This is a genomic window from Enterobacter cloacae complex sp. 2022EL-00788 (assembly GCF_026627565.1).
Classification (GTDB): Bacteria; Pseudomonadota; Gammaproteobacteria; order Enterobacterales; family Enterobacteriaceae; genus Enterobacter; species Enterobacter pasteurii.
In genome coordinates this window covers 243,089-262,012 of record NZ_JAPNMC010000005.1, presented here as the reverse complement: position 1 = coordinate 262,012, position 18,924 = coordinate 243,089, and the positions used below count along the sequence as shown (strand labels likewise).

The 18,924-nt window shown below is 55.9% G+C and carries 17 protein-coding genes and 1 pseudogene; 10 read left to right on the top strand and 8 right to left on the bottom strand.

Annotated features, from left to right (window positions below; translation table 11 throughout):
* Window positions 1-170: 170 nt before the first annotated feature.
* Together OWK27_RS10190 and OWK27_RS10185 are read left to right on the top strand one after the other, a co-directional pair.
* Window positions 171-2,951, top strand: coding sequence for a flavocytochrome c (locus OWK27_RS10190; protein ID WP_267590327.1), 2,781 nt, complete (start codon window positions 171-173; stop codon window positions 2,949-2,951).
* A gap of 94 nt (window positions 2,952-3,045) precedes the next feature.
* Entirely contained in the window at window positions 3,046-4,008 is a 963-nt protein-coding gene (locus tag OWK27_RS10185; RefSeq protein ID WP_242172256.1) for an FAD:protein FMN transferase, read from the top strand.
* Here OWK27_RS10185 and dcuR read toward each other — a convergent pair.
* Both dcuR and OWK27_RS10175 read right to left on the bottom strand, forming a co-directional pair.
* A complete protein-coding gene (dcuR, locus tag OWK27_RS10180; protein WP_148418171.1) occupies window positions 3,989-4,708 on the bottom strand; it encodes a two-component system response regulator DcuR in 720 nt (239 codons plus the stop codon). The genes OWK27_RS10185 and dcuR overlap by 20 nt on opposite strands.
* A complete protein-coding gene (locus tag OWK27_RS10175; RefSeq protein ID WP_176609983.1) occupies window positions 4,705-6,321 on the bottom strand; it encodes a sensor histidine kinase in 1,617 nt (538 codons plus the stop codon). Before OWK27_RS10175 ends, dcuR begins: the two co-directional genes overlap by 4 nt.
* Window positions 6,322-6,474: 153 nt before the next feature.
* Here OWK27_RS10175 and OWK27_RS10170 point away from each other — a divergent pair, with 153 nt between their 5' ends.
* On the top strand, window positions 6,475-7,338 hold the full coding sequence (locus OWK27_RS10170; RefSeq protein ID WP_148418169.1) for an N-acetylmuramic acid 6-phosphate etherase: 864 nt from the start codon (window positions 6,475-6,477) through the stop codon (window positions 7,336-7,338).
* A 39-nt stretch (window positions 7,339-7,377) separates the two neighbouring features.
* Here the strand turns inward: OWK27_RS10170 and ompC are convergent, their stop codons facing one another.
* On the bottom strand, window positions 7,378-8,535 hold the full coding sequence (ompC, locus tag OWK27_RS10165; RefSeq protein WP_242172257.1) for a porin OmpC: 1,158 nt from the start codon (window positions 8,533-8,535) through the stop codon (window positions 7,378-7,380).
* Window positions 8,536-8,819: 284 nt separating this feature from the next.
* Here ompC and OWK27_RS10160 point away from each other — a divergent pair, with 284 nt between their 5' ends.
* The 3 genes from OWK27_RS10160 to OWK27_RS10150 are packed head-to-tail and all read left to right on the top strand — an operon-like array spanning window position 8,820 to window position 11,470.
* A complete protein-coding gene (locus tag OWK27_RS10160) occupies window positions 8,820-9,521 on the top strand; it encodes a phosphohydrolase (protein ID WP_242172258.1) in 702 nt (233 codons plus the stop codon).
* A gap of 43 nt (window positions 9,522-9,564) precedes the next feature.
* Window positions 9,565-10,998 carry a DNA cytosine methyltransferase gene (locus OWK27_RS10155; protein WP_242172260.1) on the top strand — a complete coding sequence of 478 codons (1,434 nt, stop codon included), beginning with the start codon at window positions 9,565-9,567 and terminating at the stop codon, window positions 10,996-10,998.
* A complete protein-coding gene (locus tag OWK27_RS10150; RefSeq protein WP_148418165.1) occupies window positions 10,979-11,470 on the top strand; it encodes a very short patch repair endonuclease in 492 nt (163 codons plus the stop codon). The genes OWK27_RS10155 and OWK27_RS10150 overlap by 20 nt, the downstream gene beginning before the upstream one ends.
* Here the strand turns inward: OWK27_RS10150 and yedA are convergent.
* Window positions 11,442-12,356 (bottom strand): drug/metabolite exporter YedA, encoded by a 915-nt coding sequence (gene yedA, locus OWK27_RS10145; RefSeq protein ID WP_193354687.1) that lies wholly within the window; start codon window positions 12,354-12,356, stop codon window positions 11,442-11,444. The two genes, OWK27_RS10150 and yedA, sit on opposite strands and share 29 nt — an antisense overlap.
* Window positions 12,357-12,531: 175 nt before the next feature.
* On the opposite strand from yedA, the gene OWK27_RS10140 reads away from it, so the two are divergent.
* The 3 genes from OWK27_RS10140 (at window position 12,532) to dgcQ (ending at window position 15,492) form a co-directional block, all read left to right on the top strand.
* Window positions 12,532-13,446, top strand: a complete 915-nt coding sequence (locus OWK27_RS10140; RefSeq protein WP_408939078.1) for a DUF808 domain-containing protein — start codon at window positions 12,532-12,534, stop codon at window positions 13,444-13,446.
* 78 nt (window positions 13,447-13,524) lie between these two features.
* Window positions 13,525-13,707 (top strand): YodC family protein, encoded by a 183-nt coding sequence (locus OWK27_RS10135; RefSeq protein ID WP_148418162.1) that lies wholly within the window; start codon window positions 13,525-13,527, stop codon window positions 13,705-13,707.
* A gap of 84 nt (window positions 13,708-13,791) precedes the next feature.
* Window positions 13,792-15,492 (top strand): cellulose biosynthesis regulator diguanylate cyclase DgcQ, encoded by a 1,701-nt coding sequence (dgcQ, locus tag OWK27_RS10130; protein WP_267590326.1) that lies wholly within the window; start codon window positions 13,792-13,794, stop codon window positions 15,490-15,492.
* Here dgcQ and OWK27_RS10125 read toward each other — a convergent pair.
* Window positions 15,477-16,277: a mannosyl-3-phosphoglycerate phosphatase-related protein gene (locus OWK27_RS10125; RefSeq protein WP_267590325.1), complete on the bottom strand. Its 801-nt coding sequence runs from the start codon at window positions 16,275-16,277 to the stop codon at window positions 15,477-15,479. The genes dgcQ and OWK27_RS10125 overlap by 16 nt on opposite strands.
* Window positions 16,278-16,574: 297 nt before the next feature.
* Window positions 16,575-16,802: a YodD family peroxide/acid resistance protein gene (yodD, locus tag OWK27_RS10120; RefSeq protein ID WP_063151635.1), complete on the bottom strand. Its 228-nt coding sequence runs from the start codon at window positions 16,800-16,802 to the stop codon at window positions 16,575-16,577.
* Between the two features lie 128 nt (window positions 16,803-16,930).
* Between yodD and dsrB the strand changes: the two genes are divergently transcribed.
* On the top strand, window positions 16,931-17,119 hold the full coding sequence (dsrB, locus tag OWK27_RS10115; RefSeq protein WP_003859583.1) for a protein DsrB: 189 nt from the start codon (window positions 16,931-16,933) through the stop codon (window positions 17,117-17,119).
* A gap of 98 nt (window positions 17,120-17,217) precedes the next feature.
* On the opposite strand, the gene rcsA is transcribed toward dsrB, so the two are convergent.
* Window positions 17,218-17,841: a transcriptional regulator RcsA gene (rcsA, locus tag OWK27_RS10110; protein WP_148418159.1), complete on the bottom strand. Its 624-nt coding sequence runs from the start codon at window positions 17,839-17,841 to the stop codon at window positions 17,218-17,220.
* Between the two features lie 289 nt (window positions 17,842-18,130).
* Window positions 18,131-18,923 (bottom strand): annotated as a pseudogene (gene fliR, locus OWK27_RS10105) (flagellar biosynthetic protein FliR); the annotation flags it as partial.
* Window position 18,924 lies beyond the last annotated feature (1 nt).

The following is an 18,924-nucleotide window of genomic DNA, read 5'->3' as shown; positions in this document are numbered from 1 at the left end:
CCAATGTATTATTGTTGTTATCGCAGGGATTAAATAGTTTATTAACTAACGTAATGACTTTAGAAACTAAAAAAAGCATTATATTAATATCATGACATCGGCAAAAACGACGAAATAAAAATTCAGCCCGATAACGAATTCTTAATTTTTTAAAGTTTGGAGTTTCTATTATGAGCACTAACGAACGTATGTTAAGCCCTTTCACATTACCGAATGGTACTGAACTGAAAAACCGTTTGTTAATGGCCCCGATGACAACCTGTACCGGCTATTACGATGGCACCGTGACCAGCGAGCTGGTGGAATACTACCGCGCCCGCTCTGGCAGCATCGGCACCATCATCGTTGAGTGTTGTTTTGTCGACGATCTCGGCCTGGCGTTCCCGGGCGCAATTGGTATTGATAACGACGAGAAAATCGCCGGGCTGGCGAAAATCGCTGACGCCATTAAGTCCAAAGGATCCAAAGCCCTTCTGCAAATCTACCACGGCGGCCGTATGGTCGATCCTAAGCTTATCGGCGGCCGCACGCCGGTTGGTCCCAGCGCCGTTGCCGCGCCGCGTGACGGTGCCGCGACGCCGGTTGCGCTGACCACCGAAGAAGTGGAAGGCATGGTGGGCAAGTTCGGTGAAGCCGTGCGCCGCGCGATTCAGGCCGGCTTCGACGGTGTCGAAATCCACGGGGCGAACACCTATCTCATCCAGCAGTTTTACTCCCCAAATTCTAACCAGCGCGATGACGAGTGGGGCGGCAGCCGCGATAACCGCGCGAAATTCCCGCTGGCGGTGCTGGACATTACCCATAAAATGGTGCGCCAGTACGCGGACGACGCGTTCATTATCGGCTATCGTTTCTCGCCAGAAGAGCTGGAGGTCCCGGGCATTCGCTTCGACGACACCATGTATCTGCTGGAAAAACTGGCCGCGCGCGGCGTGGATTACCTGCACTTCTCCGTTGGCGCCACCCTGCGACCTTCTATCGTCGACACTCAGGATCCAACGCCGCTGATTGAAAAATACCGCGCGATGCGTTCTGAAACCCTGGCACAGGTGCCGGTGATGGGCGTTGGCGGCGTGGTAAATGCCGCCGATGTGAATGAGGCGCTGGATCGCGGCTACGATCTGATTGCCGTCGGGCGGGCCACTATCGCCTACCCGGACTGGACCGACCGCATCGCTGCCGGTGAAAGCCTCGAGCTGTTTATGGACAGCACCCGCCGTGAAGCGCTGAACATTCCTGAACCGCTGTGGCGCTTCTCGCTGGTGGAAGCGATGATCCGCGACATGAGCATGGGCGAATCTAAATTCAAGCCCGGCACCTTCACCGAGAAAGTGCAGGACGATGCTAACGAGCTGGTGATTAACGTCAGCCTTGAAACCGATCGTATCGCGGATATCGAACTGGCCTCCGGCCCCGGCGATGACGTGGAGTTTGCGACCAGCTTCGAAGAGATCCGCACCCGCATTCTGGACGCCAACACCCCGCACGTGGACGCGATCACGGGCGCAACCAGCCAGAGCGAGGCGGTGAAAAAAGCGGTTTCGAAAGCGATGCTGAAATCCAGCAAGGCGCTGGCGGCAGAAGAGGGCGCGGACCCGAATGAAACCAGAAGCGTGGACGTTGTGGTGGTCGGCAGCGGCGGCGCAGGTCTGGCGGCGGCGATTCAGGCTCATGACGAAGGCGCGAGCGTGCTGATCGTCGAGAAAATGCCAACCATCGGCGGTAACACCATCAAAGCTTCGGCCGGTATGAACGCCGCCGAAACCCGCTTCCAGCGCGTGAAGGGCATCCAGGACAGCAAAGAATTGTTCTATCAGGAGAGCCTGAAAGGCGGCGGCAACAAGAACAACCCGGAACTGCTGCGTCGCTTTGTCGAGAACGCACCGGAAGCCATCGAGTGGCTGGCTACGCGCGGCATTATGCTGAACGACATCACCACAACCGGCGGGATGAGCATCGACCGTACTCACCGTCCAAAAGACGGTTCCGCGGTGGGCGGTTACCTGATCAGCGGCCTGGTGCGTAACGTCAACCGGCGCAACATTGAGGTGATGCTGGATACCTCCGTCAGCGACATCCTCTTTGAAAACGGCGAAGTCACCGGCGTGCGCCTGACGACGGAAGAGAATGAAACACTCACCGTGGCAACCAAAAGCGTGATTGTCGCGACGGGCGGCTTCAGCGCCAACAGCCAGATGGTGGTGAAATACCGTCCGGACCTGGAAGGGTTCGTCACCACTAACCACAAAGGGGCGACGGGGGGCGGTATCGCGCTGCTGGAACGTATTGGCGCAGGCACCGTCGATATGGGCGAGATCCAGATTCACCCAACCGTTGAGCAGAAAACCTCGTATCTGATTTCCGAATCCATCCGCGGCGGCGGGGCGATTCTGGTGAACCAGCAGGGCAACCGCTTCTTTAACGAAATGGAGACCCGCGACAAGGTCTCGGCGCAAATCATCGCGCTGCCGGAGAAATACGCTTACATCGTCTTTGACGAGCATGTTCGGGCTAAAAACAAAGCCGCGGATGAGTACATCGCAAAAGGTTTCGTCACCAGCGCCAGCTCGCCGGAAGCCCTGGCGGAAGCGCTGGGGATGGATCGCCACCAGTTCCTGGCAACGCTTGAACGCTACAACGGCTTTGTGGAAAAACAGCACGACGACGATTTTGGTCGTACCACCGCGCTGCGTGCGCCCATCAACGAAGGGCCATTCTATGCCATTCAGATTGCACCGGGCGTACACCACACCATGGGCGGCGTGACCATCAACACCGATACCTGCGTGCTGGACGGCAACCACAACGTGCTGCCAGGGGCGTTTGCCGCGGGTGAGGTTGTCGGGGGCATCCACGGCGGTAACCGCATCGGCGGTAACGCGGTGGCAGATATCATTATTTTTGGTACGCTTGCCGGACATCAGGCGGCGATGCGAGCGAAAAAAGCATAAGGCTCCTGTACTGTAGGCCGGATACGCATCGCGCTATCCGGCATTAAACCCCGGCGGCGCGGTGCCTGCCGGGGCTACATCTGAGGACTTTGCCATGCCTGACGACAACCGCGTTTACAGCTACTCCGCCGTTCTGATGGGCTCGCCCATTCTCCTGAAACTCTTTTCCCATGACGAAGCGCTTGCCTCCCGCGTGTTTCGACTCATCAAACAGTACGAAGATCTCCTTACCGTCAATCGTGCCCATTCTCAGGTGATGGACATCAACCATGCCGCCGGCAGTCATCCGGTTGCCGTTAGCCGTCCGGTATTCGATCTCATCCGCTGCGCGAAAGCGGCAAGCCTGCTCAAGGACAGCGCGTTTAACCTGGCGATCGGTCCGCTGGTGAAGCGGTGGAAAATCGGCTTTCGGGGCGACACCGTACCGCCTGCGGATGAAATCACGGCATTGCTGGATCTGACCCGTCCCGCTGACGTGGTGCTGGATGAATCCAGCAGCAGCGTGTTTCTGACGCGGGCCGGCATGGAGATTGATTTGGGCGCCATTGCTAAAGGCTATATTGCCGATCGGGTCCGGGACTATCTGCGCAAGGAGGGGGTCGAGCTGGGGCTCATTAACCTCGGCGGCAACATCCAGACGTTGGGCTCCCCGGAAGGGGGCTGGAGCGTAGGCCTGAAAAAACCGTTCGCCGGTGACGCGCTGATTGGGGCAATGACGGTAGAGAACCGGTCTGTCGTGACGTCAGGTACCTATGAGCGCTACTTTGAACAGAACGGTAAACGCTATCACCACATCCTGGATCCGCGCACCGGCTACCCGCTGGATAACGAGCTGGACAGCGTGACGATTATTTCCGGAGACTCCATCGACGGCGATCTCTGGACCACGCTGATCTACGGCATGGGAGTGGAGAAGGGCTGCGCCGCGCTGCGCTCGCGCCCTGATATTGAAGCGATTTTTGTCACCAAAACGAAAGAAGTGGTGTTCTCCTCGATGCACCACTTCCGCTTTACCCTGCTGGACGAGGGCTACCGTATTACTGGCAGTACTGCTTGAGCAGGCCGGTCTGTTCCGGCTGTAAACGATAGCGATACACCGGGCGGCCCGTGGCCCCGTAGTGAATACTGGTAAACAGGATGTTGATTTGCGCCAGCCAGATCAGGTATTTGCGGCAGGAAACGCGTGAAATGTTTACCGCGTTGGCCAGATCGTCGGTGGAGAATTCAGTCTCCGGATGGCTGTCGATCCACTGGCAAATCGTGCGCAGCGTCTGCGGCGTTAACCCTTTCGGTAATTTCTTGCTGTCGGCCAGCTCCGGCGCGCCGCCGTGGATCAGCCTGTCCACGTCGGCCTGTTCATAATACTGATGCGATCCCATCAGGCTGCGCTTTGCCTTCCAGCCGTTTAGCGCCTCTTCAAAACGCGGGAACTGGAACGGTTTAATCAGGTAATCCACCACGCCGTAGTGCATGGACGTCTGGATCGTCGCCGCGTCGGAGGCCGATGAGATCATGATCACGTCAATCGGGCGGCCCGACGCGCGGATGACGGGCAGCAGATCCAGCCCGTTATCCTGCTGCATATAGACATCCAGCAGCACCAGGTCGATCGGCTGGGCCGGATTTGCAATCAGCGCCTCGGCCTGGTTGAGCGTGGAAGCGACGCCGCAGCAGCTAAAACCCTCAACGCGGTTAACGTACAGGCGGTTGAGGTCGGCTACCATGGCGTCATCATCGACAATTAACACATTTATCACGCGATATTCCTCTCGCTATCCCAGGGGATCTGAACAAAAAATTGGGTAAACACGCCAGGCTCCGACTCGACGGTAATATCCCCGCCGAGGTTCTGGATCTGCTGACGTGCAAGGAACAGCCCAACGCCGCGGTTTTCACCTTTGGTTGAGTAGCCCTTGGTAAAAATAGCCTCCAGCCGCTCGGGGTCGATGCCGGGACCGTCATCGCTGACTTCACCGCTCAGCCAGCCGTTCTGGTAATGCAGCAGCAGTCCGATCTCACCCTCCGGCTGGCCTTCCATCGCATCCAGGGCGTTTTCAATTAAGTTGCCCAGCACGGTAATCAGCACCGCAACCTGCTCTTCATTGGCCGTGTCCGGAAGCTGGCTCTCCTCCGCCAGCGTCAGGGTTACACCGGCCTCTTTCGCGCGGTTGATTTTACCCAGCAGGAAGCCGGCAATGACCGGCGATTTAACCTTACGCTGTATCGCACCAATGTCGGTCTGATAATTCTGCGCGGTCTGGATGATGTACTCCTCCAGCTTGTCGTAGCGTTTCATGTGCAGCAGGCCGAGGATCACGTGCAGCTTGTTCATAAACTCATGCGTGTGGGAGCGCAGGGCGTCAACGTAGCTGACCATGCCATCAATACGCTGCATCAGCTGGCTGATTTCGGTTTTATCGCGGAACGTGCTGATTGCCCCGATCACCTGATTCTGGCTTTTTACCGGCACCATGTTGCACAGCAGCAGCCGTCCGTTACAGCCAATCTCCTGATCCTGACGCGCAATGCCGGTTCTCGACACCTCCCTCAGGCTGGCCAGCAGCGGTTCGCTGCTGCTTTCGGAGTGCTGGCCGGAGGTCAGGAGTAAAATTTCTCTGGCGGTATGGTTAATCATCGTCACGCGGCCGTGAATGTCCACGGCCATGACGCCCTCGCGCAGGGACTGCAGCATGGCCTGACGCTGTTCAAAGAGGGCGGAGATCTCATAAGGCTCCAGCCCGAACAGGATGCGTTTGAGAACCCGGACTAAGCCCCATATCCCCAGCGAGCTCATCAGGACGCTGAACAGGATGGTCCACACGGCGTTAAGCCGCCCGCGGGCAATCTGATCTTCTACCTTATTCAGCGAAATGCCGACCACCACCACGCCTATCTGCTCGTGCTGGTCGTCATACACCGGCGTAAAGACGCGCAGCGCTTCCGCGAGCGCGCCGCGGTTTACGGAGACATTCTCTTTCCCTTCCAGGGCGGGGGTCAGATCGTCGCCGATAAAATGCAAACCTAACAGCGCCTCATTGGGATGGGAATAACGCACGCCGCGCAGATCGGTGACCACGGTAAACAGCAGATCGTTACGCTTCGTCACGGCCTGCGCTATCGGCTGGATGATGCCGGCCTGGGGCGACTCCATCAGGCCGCGCCTGATGTCCGGGCTGTCTGCCAGCGTACGGGCGATACCCAGCGCGGTGTCTTTTACGTCATCGCGCGTTGCCCGGGTAATCTGTACAGAATAGAGCGCGAAGACCACCAGCAGCACAGATCCGATAATGGCGCATACCATCAGCGTAACCAGCGTGTTCAGCTTCATAGGGCGCTTGCGCGTCGGGGAAAAGGGCTGCAAATCGCTCATTAACACTCCGCGATGATAAAGAATGGGCTAATTATCGCTGATGACGGGCGTTTCATAAAGCCATGTAAAGAAGGGCGTTTCGTGACCCTCCTCTCAGGTGACCTATATAAAACACTTTATAGTGTGGGGGTACTCATAATAAGGAGGCAGTTTATGAGCATTATGCTTACCGGTACGGCCAGGGAAAAACGGCACGCCAGCACGATGAATATCGACAGATTATCCACGCTGGATATGCTGAAAGTCATTCACCAGGATGACGCACAGATCGCTTCTGCACTTACCCCACACCTGACGATGCTCGCCCGCGTGGTAGATAACGCGGCGGCAACCCTTAGCCACGGCGGACGTCTGGTCCTGACCGGCGCGGGCGCGTCCGGACGCGTGGCGGAGCAGGCGGCGGCGGAGTTTGCGCCAGGTAAACATCCCGTCATTGCGATTACGGCAGGCGATAACGCCGGAAGCTACGAGCGCGGCGTTGCCGATCTCCAGACGATCAATTTTGGCGAGCACGACATGATGCTGGCGCTGTCCGTTAGCGGCAAAACGCCGTGGGTGTGGGGCGCGATGCGCCATGCCTGGTCTTTGGGCTCAACGGTTGCTCTGGTCACGGGGGATACGCAAAGCGAGGCGGCGCAGCTGGCGAGCATGGTGATTGCGCCCGATCCGGGTGCCGATGTGGTGGCCGGGTACGCGAATACCAAAGCGGGCATCGCGCAAAAAATGATCCTGAATATGGTCACCACCGGTCTGGCGGTAAGAACCGGACGAGTATACAGCAACCTGCGCGTTGATATTGAGGCCACCAGCACCCGGTGGGCCGAACGGCAAATCGCCATTGTAATGGAGGCGGGAGGATGCACCCGGGCGCAGGCGAAGGCCGCGCTGGAGAGCTGTAACCACCACTGCAAAACGGCGGTGCTGATGGTGCTGACGGGGCTAGATGCGTGGAAAGCGCATGAGCTGCTGGCGCAGAATAACGGGTTTATCCGTCTGGCCTTGCAGGAAGCGCCATAAAATAAAAAGCCCGCGTAGCGGGCTTTACTGTTTTGGGGATTAGAACTGGTAGGTCATGCCTACGCCAACGATGTCGTCGGTAGAAATACCGTTGGCTTCATAGAAGCGCTCATCGTTGTCCAGCATGTTGATCTTGTAATCAACATAGGTTGAGAAGTTCTTATTAAAGGTGTAGGTCATGCCCACGTCGATGTAGTTAACCAGATCCATGTCGCCTTTTTGACCCTGCGGGTTACCGGCGGTGCCTGGATAGGTCATATCTTTGCCTTTCGAGTAAACCCATGCCAGAGATGGACGCAGGCCGAAGTCGAACTGGTACTGTGCAACGGCTTCGAAGTTCTGAGTCTGATCCGCGATACCATAATCACCGTATGGGGTCATGTTGCGGGTTTCTGCATACATCATCGCCAGATAGACGTTATTGGCATCGTATTTTGCACCAATGGTCCATGCTTCGGCTGTTTCGCCACCAGCGAAATGTGCGCTGTAATGCTTGCCATAGGCTTCCTGCTTATTAGAGCGGTCAGAGGAAGAATACGCCGCACCCAGCGTCAGACCGAAATCGAAGTTATAGGTGCTCGACATACCGAAGCCGTCGCCGTTCTGGAAACGCACATCGTCATGTCCGTTTTTGGTGCCTTCCTGATCTTCGTTTGCGTTCGCGCCTTCGTTAGCACCCTGGTATTGCAGCGCAAAATTAAGGCCGTCGACCAGACCAAAGAAATCATTATTACGGTAGGTCGCCACGCCATTAGTACGGCCAACCATATAGTTGTCAGTCCAGGTGTAGGAATCACCACCAAATACCGGCAGCATATCGGTCCAGGCTTCAACGTCGTACACGACGCCGTAATTACGACCGTAATCAAATGAGCCATATTCACCGTATTTCAGGCCAGCGTAGGCCAGACGGTTAAAAGATTTGTCGCCCGCACCTTCGGTATCGTTAGCGTAGGTTTTATATTCCCACTGACCATAGCCCACCAGATCGTTAGCGATCTGCGTTTCGCCTTTGAAACCAACCTGTACATAAGTTTCGTCACCGTCGTCGCCTGCATGGTCAGAGAAGGTGTGACGCGCATCGACTTTACCGTACAGGTCGACCTTGTTGCCGTTTTTGTTGTACATCTCAGCCGCATTTGCTGCGCCAGCCATTAATAATGCGGGTACAAGAATTGCCAGAACTTTTCTTTTCATTATATATTCCCTTTAAATATAATTTGTCTGAATATATGTAATTACCCTCCGTAACTACATGGCCGATACTATTCTATGAAGAGTTATTTAGTTTCAAAAAGAAATGTAATTAAATGGGTAAAAAGATTACAAAATATTTCTTTTTATCTCTTTATTTTTCAGGTGAATTAATTCATTGAAAATATGAGCTGTAATTATTATTAAGTATTTCGCGCTTCTATTTTTAAGTGGGTTTGATTCGGGTGTATTATAATTAACCCTCTTTTGAGCAACAGGATGAGAGTATGGAACTTGCGCAGTGGCAGCACCGTTTTGAACGCTGGCTGGATGAAAACCATTTCACCGATGATGCGGCCCACGATATCGCCCATTTTCGCCGCGTCTGGGTGACGGCACAGAACATTATGGCTGAGCACGACATCGAGCCGCTGGTTGTGCTGACCGCATGCTACTTCCATGACGTTGTCAGCCTGCCGAAAAATCATCCCGATCGGAGCCAGTCCTCGCTGCTGGCGGCGCGCAAAACGCGTGAGATCCTGCGCCGCGATTTTCCTGACTTCCCGCCAGAGCGCTATGCGGCCGTTGAGCATGCCATTGAGGCGCATAGCTTCAGCGCCGGGGTTGCGCCGCAAAGCCTTGAGGCGAAAATCGTGCAGGATGCCGACCGGCTGGAGGCCTTAGGCGCTATCGGCCTGGCGCGCGTTTTTGCCGTGTCCGGTGCGCTGGGCGTCGCGCTGTTCGATGCCGACGACCCGTTTGCCGGTGCCCGACCGCTGGATGATAAAACCTTCGCGCTCGACCACTTCCAGACCAAACTCTTGCGCCTGCCGGACACCATGCAAACCCCGCGAGGACGCGAGCTTGCGCTCCACAATGCCGACTTCCTGATCCAGTTTATGGCGAAGCTCAGCGCTGAACTACAGGGCGATTATCTCGGAACGGATAGCCGGGTGCTGAACCATTTCCGTCGCAGTTTGCGATCCTGAACTGTGGTAATCTGTTTTCTGTCTTTATTGCCCGGTTAAGAGAATGCTGGAAAATCTATCAGTGACTGTACCCGCGCCCGAGCGGGTTGAGAAATCAACGGCATCTGTGCAGGGACTGCTGCGTCAGCTGCTGGAAATGTACGATGCTAAAACGCTGGCAAACCAGCTGGAGGCCCATGGCGAAAGCCACTGGAGCCCGGCAATACTCAAGCGGCTGTTGATAAGCGACAGGGCAGGGCACCGCCTCAGCGACGGCGAGTTCCGCTACCTGCAAAATTTGCTGCCGCGCCCACCCGCTGCGCATCCGAATTATGCCTTTCGTTTTATCGATCTCTTTGCCGGCATCGGCGGCATTCGCCACGGCTTTGAAGCCATTGGTGGGCAGTGCGTGTTCACCAGCGAATGGAATAAGCATGCCGTGCGCACCTATAAGGCGAACTGGTACTGCGACCCCGACGAGCACCAGTTCAATGCCGACATCCGCGACGTCACCCTGAGCCACAAAAGCGGCGTCAGCGACGAAGAAGCCGCTGAGCACATTCGCAACACCATCCCGGCGCACGATGTGCTGCTGGCCGGCTTTCCGTGCCAGCCGTTCTCGCTGGCAGGCGTCTCGAAGAAGAACGCGCTGGGCCGCGCGCACGGCTTTGCCTGCGATACGCAGGGAACGCTGTTCTTTGACGTTGCCCGCATCATCGACGCCCGCCGCCCGGCGATTTTTGTGCTGGAAAACGTCAAGAATTTAAAGAGCCATGACGGCGGAAAAACCTTCCGCATTATCATGCAAACCCTGGATGAGCTGGGTTACGACGTGGCGGACGCGGACGATATGGGGCCGGACGATCCGAAAATTATCGACGGCAAACACTTCCTGCCGCAGCATCGGGAACGTATCGTGCTGGTAGGCTTCCGTCGCGATCTGGATCTGAAAGGCGACTTTACGCTGCGTGATTTGCCCTCGCTGTATCCGGCGCGCCGCCCGACGGTTGCGGATCTGCTGGAGCCCGCCGTTGACGCCAAATTCATCCTGACGCCGGTGTTGTGGAAATACCTCTATCGCTATGCCAAAAAGCATCAGGCTAAGGGCAACGGCTTTGGTTTTGGCATGGTCAACCCGCTTAATCCCGACAGCGTGACGCGCACGCTGTCGGCGCGCTACTACAAGGACGGCGCGGAGATCCTGATTGACCGGGGATGGGATAGGGCGCTGGGCGAAAAGGATTTTGACGATCCGCACAACCAGCAGCACCGACCGCGTCGCTTAACGCCGCGCGAATGCGCGCGTCTGATGGGTTTTGAGACGCCGCAGGGCTACCGCTTCCGTATTCCGGTGTCGGATACCCAGGCCTATCGCCAGTTCGGCAACTCGGTTGTGGTGCCTGCCTTTGCCGCCGTAGCAAAACTGCTGGTGTCGCGCATCGGTAAGGCGGTTGAAATTCGCAAGAGTGAGGCCGTCAATGGCGGACGTTCACAATAAGGCCACGCGCAGCAAGAACATGCGCGCGATCGGCACGCGTGATACCGCGATCGAAAAGCGGATTGCGGGCCTCCTGAGCGCCGTCGGGTTTACGTTCCGGGTTCAGGATGCCGCGCTTGCCGGGCGTCCTGATTTCGTGATCGACGCTTACCGGTGCATCATCTTTACCCACGGCTGTTTCTGGCATCACCACGACTGCTATCTGTTTAAAGTCCCGGCGACGCGCACCGATTTCTGGCTGGAGAAGATTGGCAAGAACGTCGAGCGCGACAAGCGCGACGTTTCGGCGCTTTTCGCTCAGGGCTGGCGCGTGCTGATCGTCTGGGAGTGCGCGCTGCGCGGCAAACTGAAGCTCGGTGACGACGCCCTGACCGAGCGGCTGGAAGAGTGGATCTGCGGCGGCGGTCAGGCCGCGCAGATCGATACGCAGGGCATTCACCCGATCACGGTTTCTCCGCCCCACACGCCGTGACGATCGGCTTCGCGGGCAGCAAATATTTACCCAGCGTGACCAGCACCACCGCAAAGACAATGACCCCCAGCGCCAGCCATTCAATCGTCGACAGGACTTCGCCGGCAAAACCGGTGCCCAGCAGTACGGCAACCACCGGGTTAACGTAGGCGTAGCTGGTGGCGATCGCCGGCGATACGTTGCGGATAAGGTACATATAGGCGTTGATGGCGATGATGGAGCCAAACAGCGCCAGATACCCGACGGCCAGGAAACCGGACAGACCCGGCATCGCCGTCAGCTTTTCGCCCGCTATCGTGGAGGCAATCAGCAGCACGATGCCCGCCGCGAGCATCTCAATGGCACCCGCCATCATCCCGGCAGGCAGTTCAATGCGAGAGCCGTAGACCGAGCCGAAGGCCCAGCTCATGGAGCCAATCATGATCATCACCGCCGCCCACGGATTGCCGCTCAGGTTACCGCCGCTGTTGAGCATGATGATACCCGCAAGCCCAATCGCGATGCCCAGCCATTCGAGCTTGCGGGTGCGGATCCCGAACAGACGACTAAAGCAGAGCGTGAACAGCGGCACGGTCGCGACGACCACCGCGGCGATCCCCGACGGCACGTTCTGATGTTCGGCGACGGTAACCGCACCGTTGCCCATAGCCAGCAGCAGCAGGCCGATCAGGGCGGCGTTAAGCATCGGGCGCAGCGGCGGAAGCCTATGGCCGCGCAGAAGTAAAAACGCCAGCAGCAGCACGCCGGCTGCAAGAAAGCGAATGCCGGCCATCATCAGCGGGGGCCAGCTTTCCACGCCAATACGGATAACAAAATAGGTGGATCCCCAGATGATATACAGGGAAAAAAGTGCTCCAATGAGCGGTAATAGATGCCGGAAACGCATAGTCCCTCACGACGAAATAAAAAGTTCGCTCATAGTTAACGCCAAAACTATCTCGCTGGCGAGCGCTTTAATTGTGCTGGTTATGTGAAATTTTTGTTGACGCGAGGAGCCTGTTTCCGGGCCGCGAGTTTTGTTCCATACTATTCACTTAATTAGCAAAAAAAGAAGGATAGAGATTTTGGCAGGAAGTAGCTTATTAACATTACTGGACGATATCGCCACGCTGCTTGATGACATTTCGGTGATGGGAAAACTGGCGGCTAAGAAAACCGCCGGGGTGCTGGGAGACGATCTCTCGCTGAACGCGCAGCAGGTTAGCGGCGTGCGGGCGAACCGTGAGCTGCCGGTGGTGTGGGGCGTGGCGAAAGGATCTTTTATTAACAAGGTGATCCTCGTTCCGCTGGCGCTGCTGATCAGCGCCTTTATTCCCTGGGCCATTACGCCATTGCTGATGATTGGCGGCGCGTTCCTGTGCTTTGAAGGTGCCGAAAAAGTGCTGCACATGCTTGCGGCGCGCAAGGAGAAAGATACCCCTGAGATGCGCCAGCAGCGTCTGGAAGCGCTGGCCGCGCAGGATCCTAAAACGTTTGAGCGCGATAAAATCAAAGGCGCGGTTCGTACCGACTTCATTCTCTCGGCTGAGATTGTGGCGATTACGCTTGGGATCGTCTCCGAAGCACCGCTGATGAACCAGGTCATGGTGCTGTCGCTGATCGCCATTCTTGTGACGGTTGGGGTGTATGGCCTGGTCGGTCTTATCGTCAAGCTGGACGATATCGGCTTCTGGCTGGAAAAAAAATCCAGCGCCATTGCGCGCGGGATCGGCAAAAGCCTGCTGGTGCTGGCTCCGTGGCTGATGAAAAGTTTGTCGATCGTGGGTACCCTGGCGATGTTCCTGGTCGGCGGCGGAATTATTGTACACGGCGTTGCCGCGCTGCATCATGCGATTGAACATCTGGCGTCAGGACATGGTACGGTGGTCGCCGCCATTCTGCCGACGCTGCTTAACCTCGTGCTGGGCTTTATCGTCGGCCTCATTGTGGTGGCAGTGGTTAAGCTGGTTGGAAAAGTACGCGGCACATCGCATTAATTATTGACTGGCTGCGGGTGCAAAAAGCGCGTTCCTCGTCTAAATTGATAACGTTTCACCCTGATACAGGAGGCAGGTATGGTCTTTTTGGTCAGTGATGAAGTTAAGCCTAAGGGTGGCGGTCCGAGCATGATTGTCACCGGTTATTCCAGCGGAATGGTGGAATGCCGGTGGCATGATGGATACGGCATTAAGCGCGAGGCTTTTCGTGAAGACGAGCTTCAGCCCGGTGATGAAAGGCAAAGTCGCGATAAGGCTTAATCACGTAACGCCCGGCTCTGCCGGGCGTTTTTACTGACTGATGGCTTACCATGCCGCAGGGTGAACGGCAATCAGGGAGTGTGTGTGCAGCACGATACGTACGTTGTTAAACAATCTTTTTTGCAATGGCTGCACAAGCGTAGCAATCCCCTTTTGGTTGTTAACCTCTGTTTTATTGTTGTGCTGATCTTCTCCACCCTCCTGACCTGGCGCGAAGTCGTGGTGCTGGAGGAGGCCTACATCTCCAGCCAGCGTAACCACCTGGAAACCGTTGCCAGCTCGCTGGACAGACAGCTCCAGTTTAGCGTCAATAAAATGCTCTACTTTCGCCACAGCATGCTGGACGCGCTGGAGACGCCGCTGGCGTTTGGGGTCCTGCAGGATGCGGTAAAGCGTTTTGAACGCGTGCGGCGTTCCCCCGTCTGGCAAATCGCGGTCGATAAAAAGCGCACGCTGCCGATCAACGGCGTTTCGGATGCGTTTGTTGAAAAAACAACGCTGCTCACTCGCGATGACGATTACCTGGATAACGAGCTTTCCGCCGCGCTCGAAGTGGGCTATTTACTGCGCCTGGCCTCTACAAATTCACGCCACGAGGAGCGAGTATTATACGTTTCTCGCGCTGGGTTTTTTCTGGAAACGGATACGCCTGCGCATCACGGCGATATTGCCCAGCGCTATTACCATCTGGTCACGCAGCCCTGGTTTACGCAGCAGACAGATCGTGAAAACCGGGCGCGGGCGGTTCGGTGGTTTATCTCGCCTCCCTCGGCTTTTGCCGGTAAACAGCCGCTCATTACCGCCAGCGTGCCGGTCTATTACCATCACGTCTGGTATGGCGTAGTGGCGATGGATTTCACCTTTGCCACCATGCGCCAGCTGCTGGTGGAGGCGATGGACGACCATACGGAAGGGGAGTACCAGCTGTATGACAGCCGCCTCAACATGCTCGCGACGACTGAGACCCCGGCAGAGGAGGTTAATCACTTCGACGAGCGGGAATTGGCGCAAATCGCGCATGCTATAGAGCTGGACACCGAGGGCGGCATTCGCCTGGGAAGCCGCTTTATCAGCTGGGCGCGCCTCGATCATTTCGACGGCCTCGTCCTGCGTGTACACACCCTGGATGAGGGGGTTCGCGGTGATTTCGGCAGTATCAGCATCGTGCTGGCCCTGCTCTGGGCGCTGTTTACCGCAATGCTGCTCATTTCATGGCTGGTGATCCGGCGCATGGTCAGCAATATGTATTCGTTGCAGAACTCGCTGCAGTGGCAGGCCTGGCACGATCCGCTTACCCGGCTGAATAATCGCGGGGCGCTGTTCGAGCGGGCGAAAGTTCTTGCGAAGCAGTGTGAACAGCAGTCGCTGCCGTTCTCCATCATTCAGATCGATCTGGACTGCTTCAAGAGCATCAACGATCGTTTCGGTCACCAGGCGGGTGATAAGGTGTTGTCCCATGCGGCGGGGCTGATTGCCAGCACCGTCCGCGCCGGCGATATTGCCGGGCGCGTCGGCGGCGAGGAGTTCTGCGTGGTGCTGCCCGGGCTGACGCTGGAGGAGGCGGCTGAGGTGGCCGAGCGTATCCGCGAGCGAATCGACAGCAAAGAAATTCTGATCAAAAAGAGCACGACCCTGCGCGTGAGCGCGTCGTTTGGCGTCTCCGGGGCGCAGGAGAAGGGCAACTATCACTTTGAACAACTGCAATCCGCCGCCGATGCACGGCTGTACGAGGCGAAGCAGAGGGGACGTAACCGGGTTATCTGGCAGGATCAGGATAAAAAGTAATCAAGCCCTTCGCGCCAGCCAGCCGGCCCGCTGAGCCGGGTATGATAAACCCGTGCGGGGCTGTCGTTCTTCAGGCTGATGCCTGCCCGGTTGAAGCCTTTGACGACCACCGCATAGTCTACGCTGTCCAGCAGCGGCGCATCGTTAGGGCCGTCTCCCAGACCCAGCGTCGTGAATTCTGAGCCGTCGCGCTGGCGATAGCGCTCAACCAGCCAGTTAACCGCCACGTCTTTTCCGCAGCGCGCGTCCAGAATGTGCCAGAAGCGCGCGCCCTGCACGATCTTCAGCCCCTGTCCGGCCAGCAGCCGTGCAAAGCGCTGCATTTGCCCATCGCTGTCGCGCCAGATAAGCGTCACGGAAGCGTCGTGCTGGCGTGCCAGCACGGAGCGCGGGCGGCTTAGCCCCGTCCATTCGGCCACGACCCGCTCATCCACATCATCGAAGGTGGTGAACTTGAGGTGCAGCTCCAGGCGAACCCGCTCGATGAATTCCCGAATACCGCCGTGCTGCTTTTCTGAAATGAAACGCGCAGCGTTTTCCCACCGGACGTCAGGCTGGATCACCGCACCGTTTTCCGCGACGTACGGCAGACCGACAAGCCCCAGCTCCTGCTGGATATCGTTCATCTCCGACGCCGTTTTGCTGCTGCACAGTATGACCGGAACCTGCTCATCCTGCAGCCTCTCCAGCCACGCGGCGGCGGGCTGCCAGTCGAAGGTATGAAAATCCAACAGCGTGCCGTCGAGGTCGGTAAAGACGAGCAGCGTCTCCTGAAGCGAAGGCATAAACTCTCCCGGATGATGGCGGTTTTTATGAGAAAATTCTTAAAAAAGAGAAGCGTTGTCACCCCGTTGAACCGGTAACGATCCCGACAAACCCACACCCCACGCAGGTTTATACTCATAACAAAAATTCACATGTATAAAATATTATATTCGCTCAGAGAATATATGCTTGTAAGACAAAACCGATGGGGCTAATGTCTTACCTGCATCAGATTTCCTGGTGTAACGAATTTACAAGTGCTTCTTGCATAAGCAAGTTTGATCCCGGTCATCCCCATGACCGGGATTTTTTTCATCCTAGCGGTTCGTCTCCGAGACGCTAAAATCATGAATGTCGAGCTCGAACGCCTCGGCGAGTTCACGGTAGGTGTGGTAGTCACGCCCGTTAACCACGACATGGTCTGAATTATCCTCGGCGCGATGCACTTCGGACTCGCTAATTTCGTTAATGGCGGCAAGCAGGGCGTCGACATCCACTTCTACCTCACGCTTGATGGTGTCGCTGTACTCTTTGTCGGTCTTCATTGCGGGCTCCTCATTTAACCGTCTCCACAGCTAAGTATAGACCGCACACAAAAACGCCATTCGCGCCCGGCGCCGATGCCAGGCAATCCATTTTGTTCTACACTGGCTCAAAACCACAGGAGGAAAGTATGAAGGTCAACGATCGGGTAACCGTGAAAACGGACGGTGGGCCGCGCCGCCCGGGCGTGGTGCTGGCAATAGAAGAGTTCAATGAAGGCACGATGTACCTCGTGTCGCTGGAAGACTACCCGCTCGGCATCTGGTTCTTTAACGAACTGGGGCATCCGGATGGGATCTTTGTGGAAACGGCGGAATAGCGCGGCGTCGGGGGCTTGTCACCCCGGCTTCTGCGGCTAAAAAGCAAAATCTCTGGCCAGGCCAGAGATAGAGGTAGGGTACAACATGGCCGTGCAGCTTAGCGCATATTAACGAAAATCCCGTTCGTCACATTATCTGTCAGGCGTACGACGTGGTATATCACTTGCTTATTATGCGTTTTAATTTTCCTTTTAATATTTCCTTTGTGTGACGATACTGTTTTTGCCTTAATATTCATCTGGTCTGAGATCTGAATTGTCCCTTGTCCAGCCATCCACATTCTTAGCATACTTGATTCAGTTCTGCTTAATGATAGGGTGGGTAAGTTAACCGCACCTACATTCTTAACTTCTTTATTCAGGTAATCGCCCAGAATATCATCAAGTGACTCTGGTTTAATCGATTTAGAACTGATTAATAAGTTTTTACGGACCAACAAATATTCATCGAAATGAATATTGGCGATCGCCATAAAGACAATAAACAAGGTCTTAGGATGCTGATTAATGATTTGCTTAATGTGCTGACTGTTAGCGGGATCGTGAATGAAACAGTCCTCATTAATAAACACCACGCCTGGCTTGTGAACGTCACAAGCGGCTGCGAGTTCTTCAACGGTGTGCGCATCGTTGATATCTCTCTTTTTTACCCCTCTGCTTGCTAAGTACCCGGTTAACCCTAGCCGGGTGTAGCTGCATAAATCCATAATGATCGTTGACATGGCATACCCTCACTCAATGCGTAACGATAATTCACCATCTGCCTGAGAGCTCATAAACAGCCATACGGGATGGATAAAACCTAATAAACCTGTGAGCATGACAAAGACTTTCAGGCGGACTCACTATCCCGTAAAGTTACGTATAATTTGCCAGGAATCATCTTAAAGTAAAGTAAATATTAAGTATTGTGAGGTGGTTAGAAACATTTAAACCGCGTCAGATATATCCTGGTAGATGTTTTTTGAGTTTTATTTTAGGAATATCCTCAGAAAGACATTGCAAACGGTGCGGGTTATTATTTGCGTGGAAGTTCGCTGACAATATCCGCTAACAGATTGAATATCTCACTGAATAAATGCTCGCAGAAGGGGGCGATAAGTGGCATCAGCAATGACATTAATAAAAGCCCTACCGTCAGCGTCACCGGAAAGCCGATGACAAATACCGACAGCTGCGGCGCCATGCGGTTGAGTAACCCTAACGCGAGGTTGACGGTCAGCAGCAGGGTGATGATCGGCAGCGCCAGCATCAGCCCGTTAAGGAAGATAAGCCCGGCAGCGCGCACCAGCGCCAGAAAGGCGTTGCTGTTCACCGGGTCATCACCAATCGGCAACGTGTGGAAGGTATCCACCAGCATGGAGATCAGCCACAGATGGCCGTTGAACGTGAGAAACAGCAGCATCGCCAGCAGGTCAATAATCCGCGCCAGCACCGGCATATTCAGATGGCTGCCCGGGTCAACGAAGGTCGCGAAGGATAAGCCCATCTGCAAGCCGATCAGTTCCCCCGCGGTACGCACCGCGGCGAAGGCAAGCTGCATCGTAAACCCAACCGCCACGCCGATCATCACCTGCTGGAGGGCAATCCAGACGGCGTTCGGGGAAAAAATCGGAATATCCACCGGCGGCAGGGCAGGGGCAACGATAATGGTGATAACGATGCCCAGCCCAACCTTGACGCGCTTGGGTATCGATTTCTCACTGAGAATAGGGGCGGTTGAGATCAGCGCCATGATGCGCAGCATCGGCCAGAAATAGATGCCGAGCCACTGAACAAACTGATCGCTGGTGAAATGAAGCATC

Excerpts from the sequence above, each read along its gene's own strand:
- dsrB (WP_003859583.1), top strand. The coding sequence starts at position 16,931 with ATGAAGGTCAACGATCGGGTAACCGTGAAAACGGACGGTGGGCCGCGC.
- OWK27_RS10155 (WP_242172260.1), top strand. The coding sequence starts at position 9,565 with ATGCTGGAAAATCTATCAGTGACTGTACCCGCGCCCGAGCGGGTTGAG.
- OWK27_RS10190 (WP_267590327.1), top strand. The coding sequence starts at position 171 with ATGAGCACTAACGAACGTATGTTAAGCCCTTTCACATTACCGAATGGT.
- OWK27_RS10185 (WP_242172256.1), top strand. The coding sequence starts at position 3,046 with ATGCCTGACGACAACCGCGTTTACAGCTACTCCGCCGTTCTGATGGGC.
- OWK27_RS10135 (WP_148418162.1), top strand. The coding sequence starts at position 13,525 with ATGGTCTTTTTGGTCAGTGATGAAGTTAAGCCTAAGGGTGGCGGTCCG.
- OWK27_RS10175 (WP_176609983.1), bottom strand. The coding sequence starts at position 6,321 with ATGAGCGATTTGCAGCCCTTTTCCCCGACGCGCAAGCGCCCTATGAAG.
- OWK27_RS10150 (WP_148418165.1), top strand. The coding sequence starts at position 10,979 with ATGGCGGACGTTCACAATAAGGCCACGCGCAGCAAGAACATGCGCGCG.
- rcsA (WP_148418159.1), bottom strand. The coding sequence starts at position 17,841 with ATGTCAACGATCATTATGGATTTATGCAGCTACACCCGGCTAGGGTTA.
- OWK27_RS10160 (WP_242172258.1), top strand. The coding sequence starts at position 8,820 with ATGGAACTTGCGCAGTGGCAGCACCGTTTTGAACGCTGGCTGGATGAA.
- ompC (WP_242172257.1), bottom strand. The coding sequence starts at position 8,535 with ATGAAAAGAAAAGTTCTGGCAATTCTTGTACCCGCATTATTAATGGCT.
- OWK27_RS10125 (WP_267590325.1), bottom strand. The coding sequence starts at position 16,277 with ATGCCTTCGCTTCAGGAGACGCTGCTCGTCTTTACCGACCTCGACGGC.
- yodD (WP_063151635.1), bottom strand. The coding sequence starts at position 16,802 with ATGAAGACCGACAAAGAGTACAGCGACACCATCAAGCGTGAGGTAGAA.
- yedA (WP_193354687.1), bottom strand. The coding sequence starts at position 12,356 with ATGCGTTTCCGGCATCTATTACCGCTCATTGGAGCACTTTTTTCCCTG.
- OWK27_RS10170 (WP_148418169.1), top strand. The coding sequence starts at position 6,475 with ATGAGCATTATGCTTACCGGTACGGCCAGGGAAAAACGGCACGCCAGC.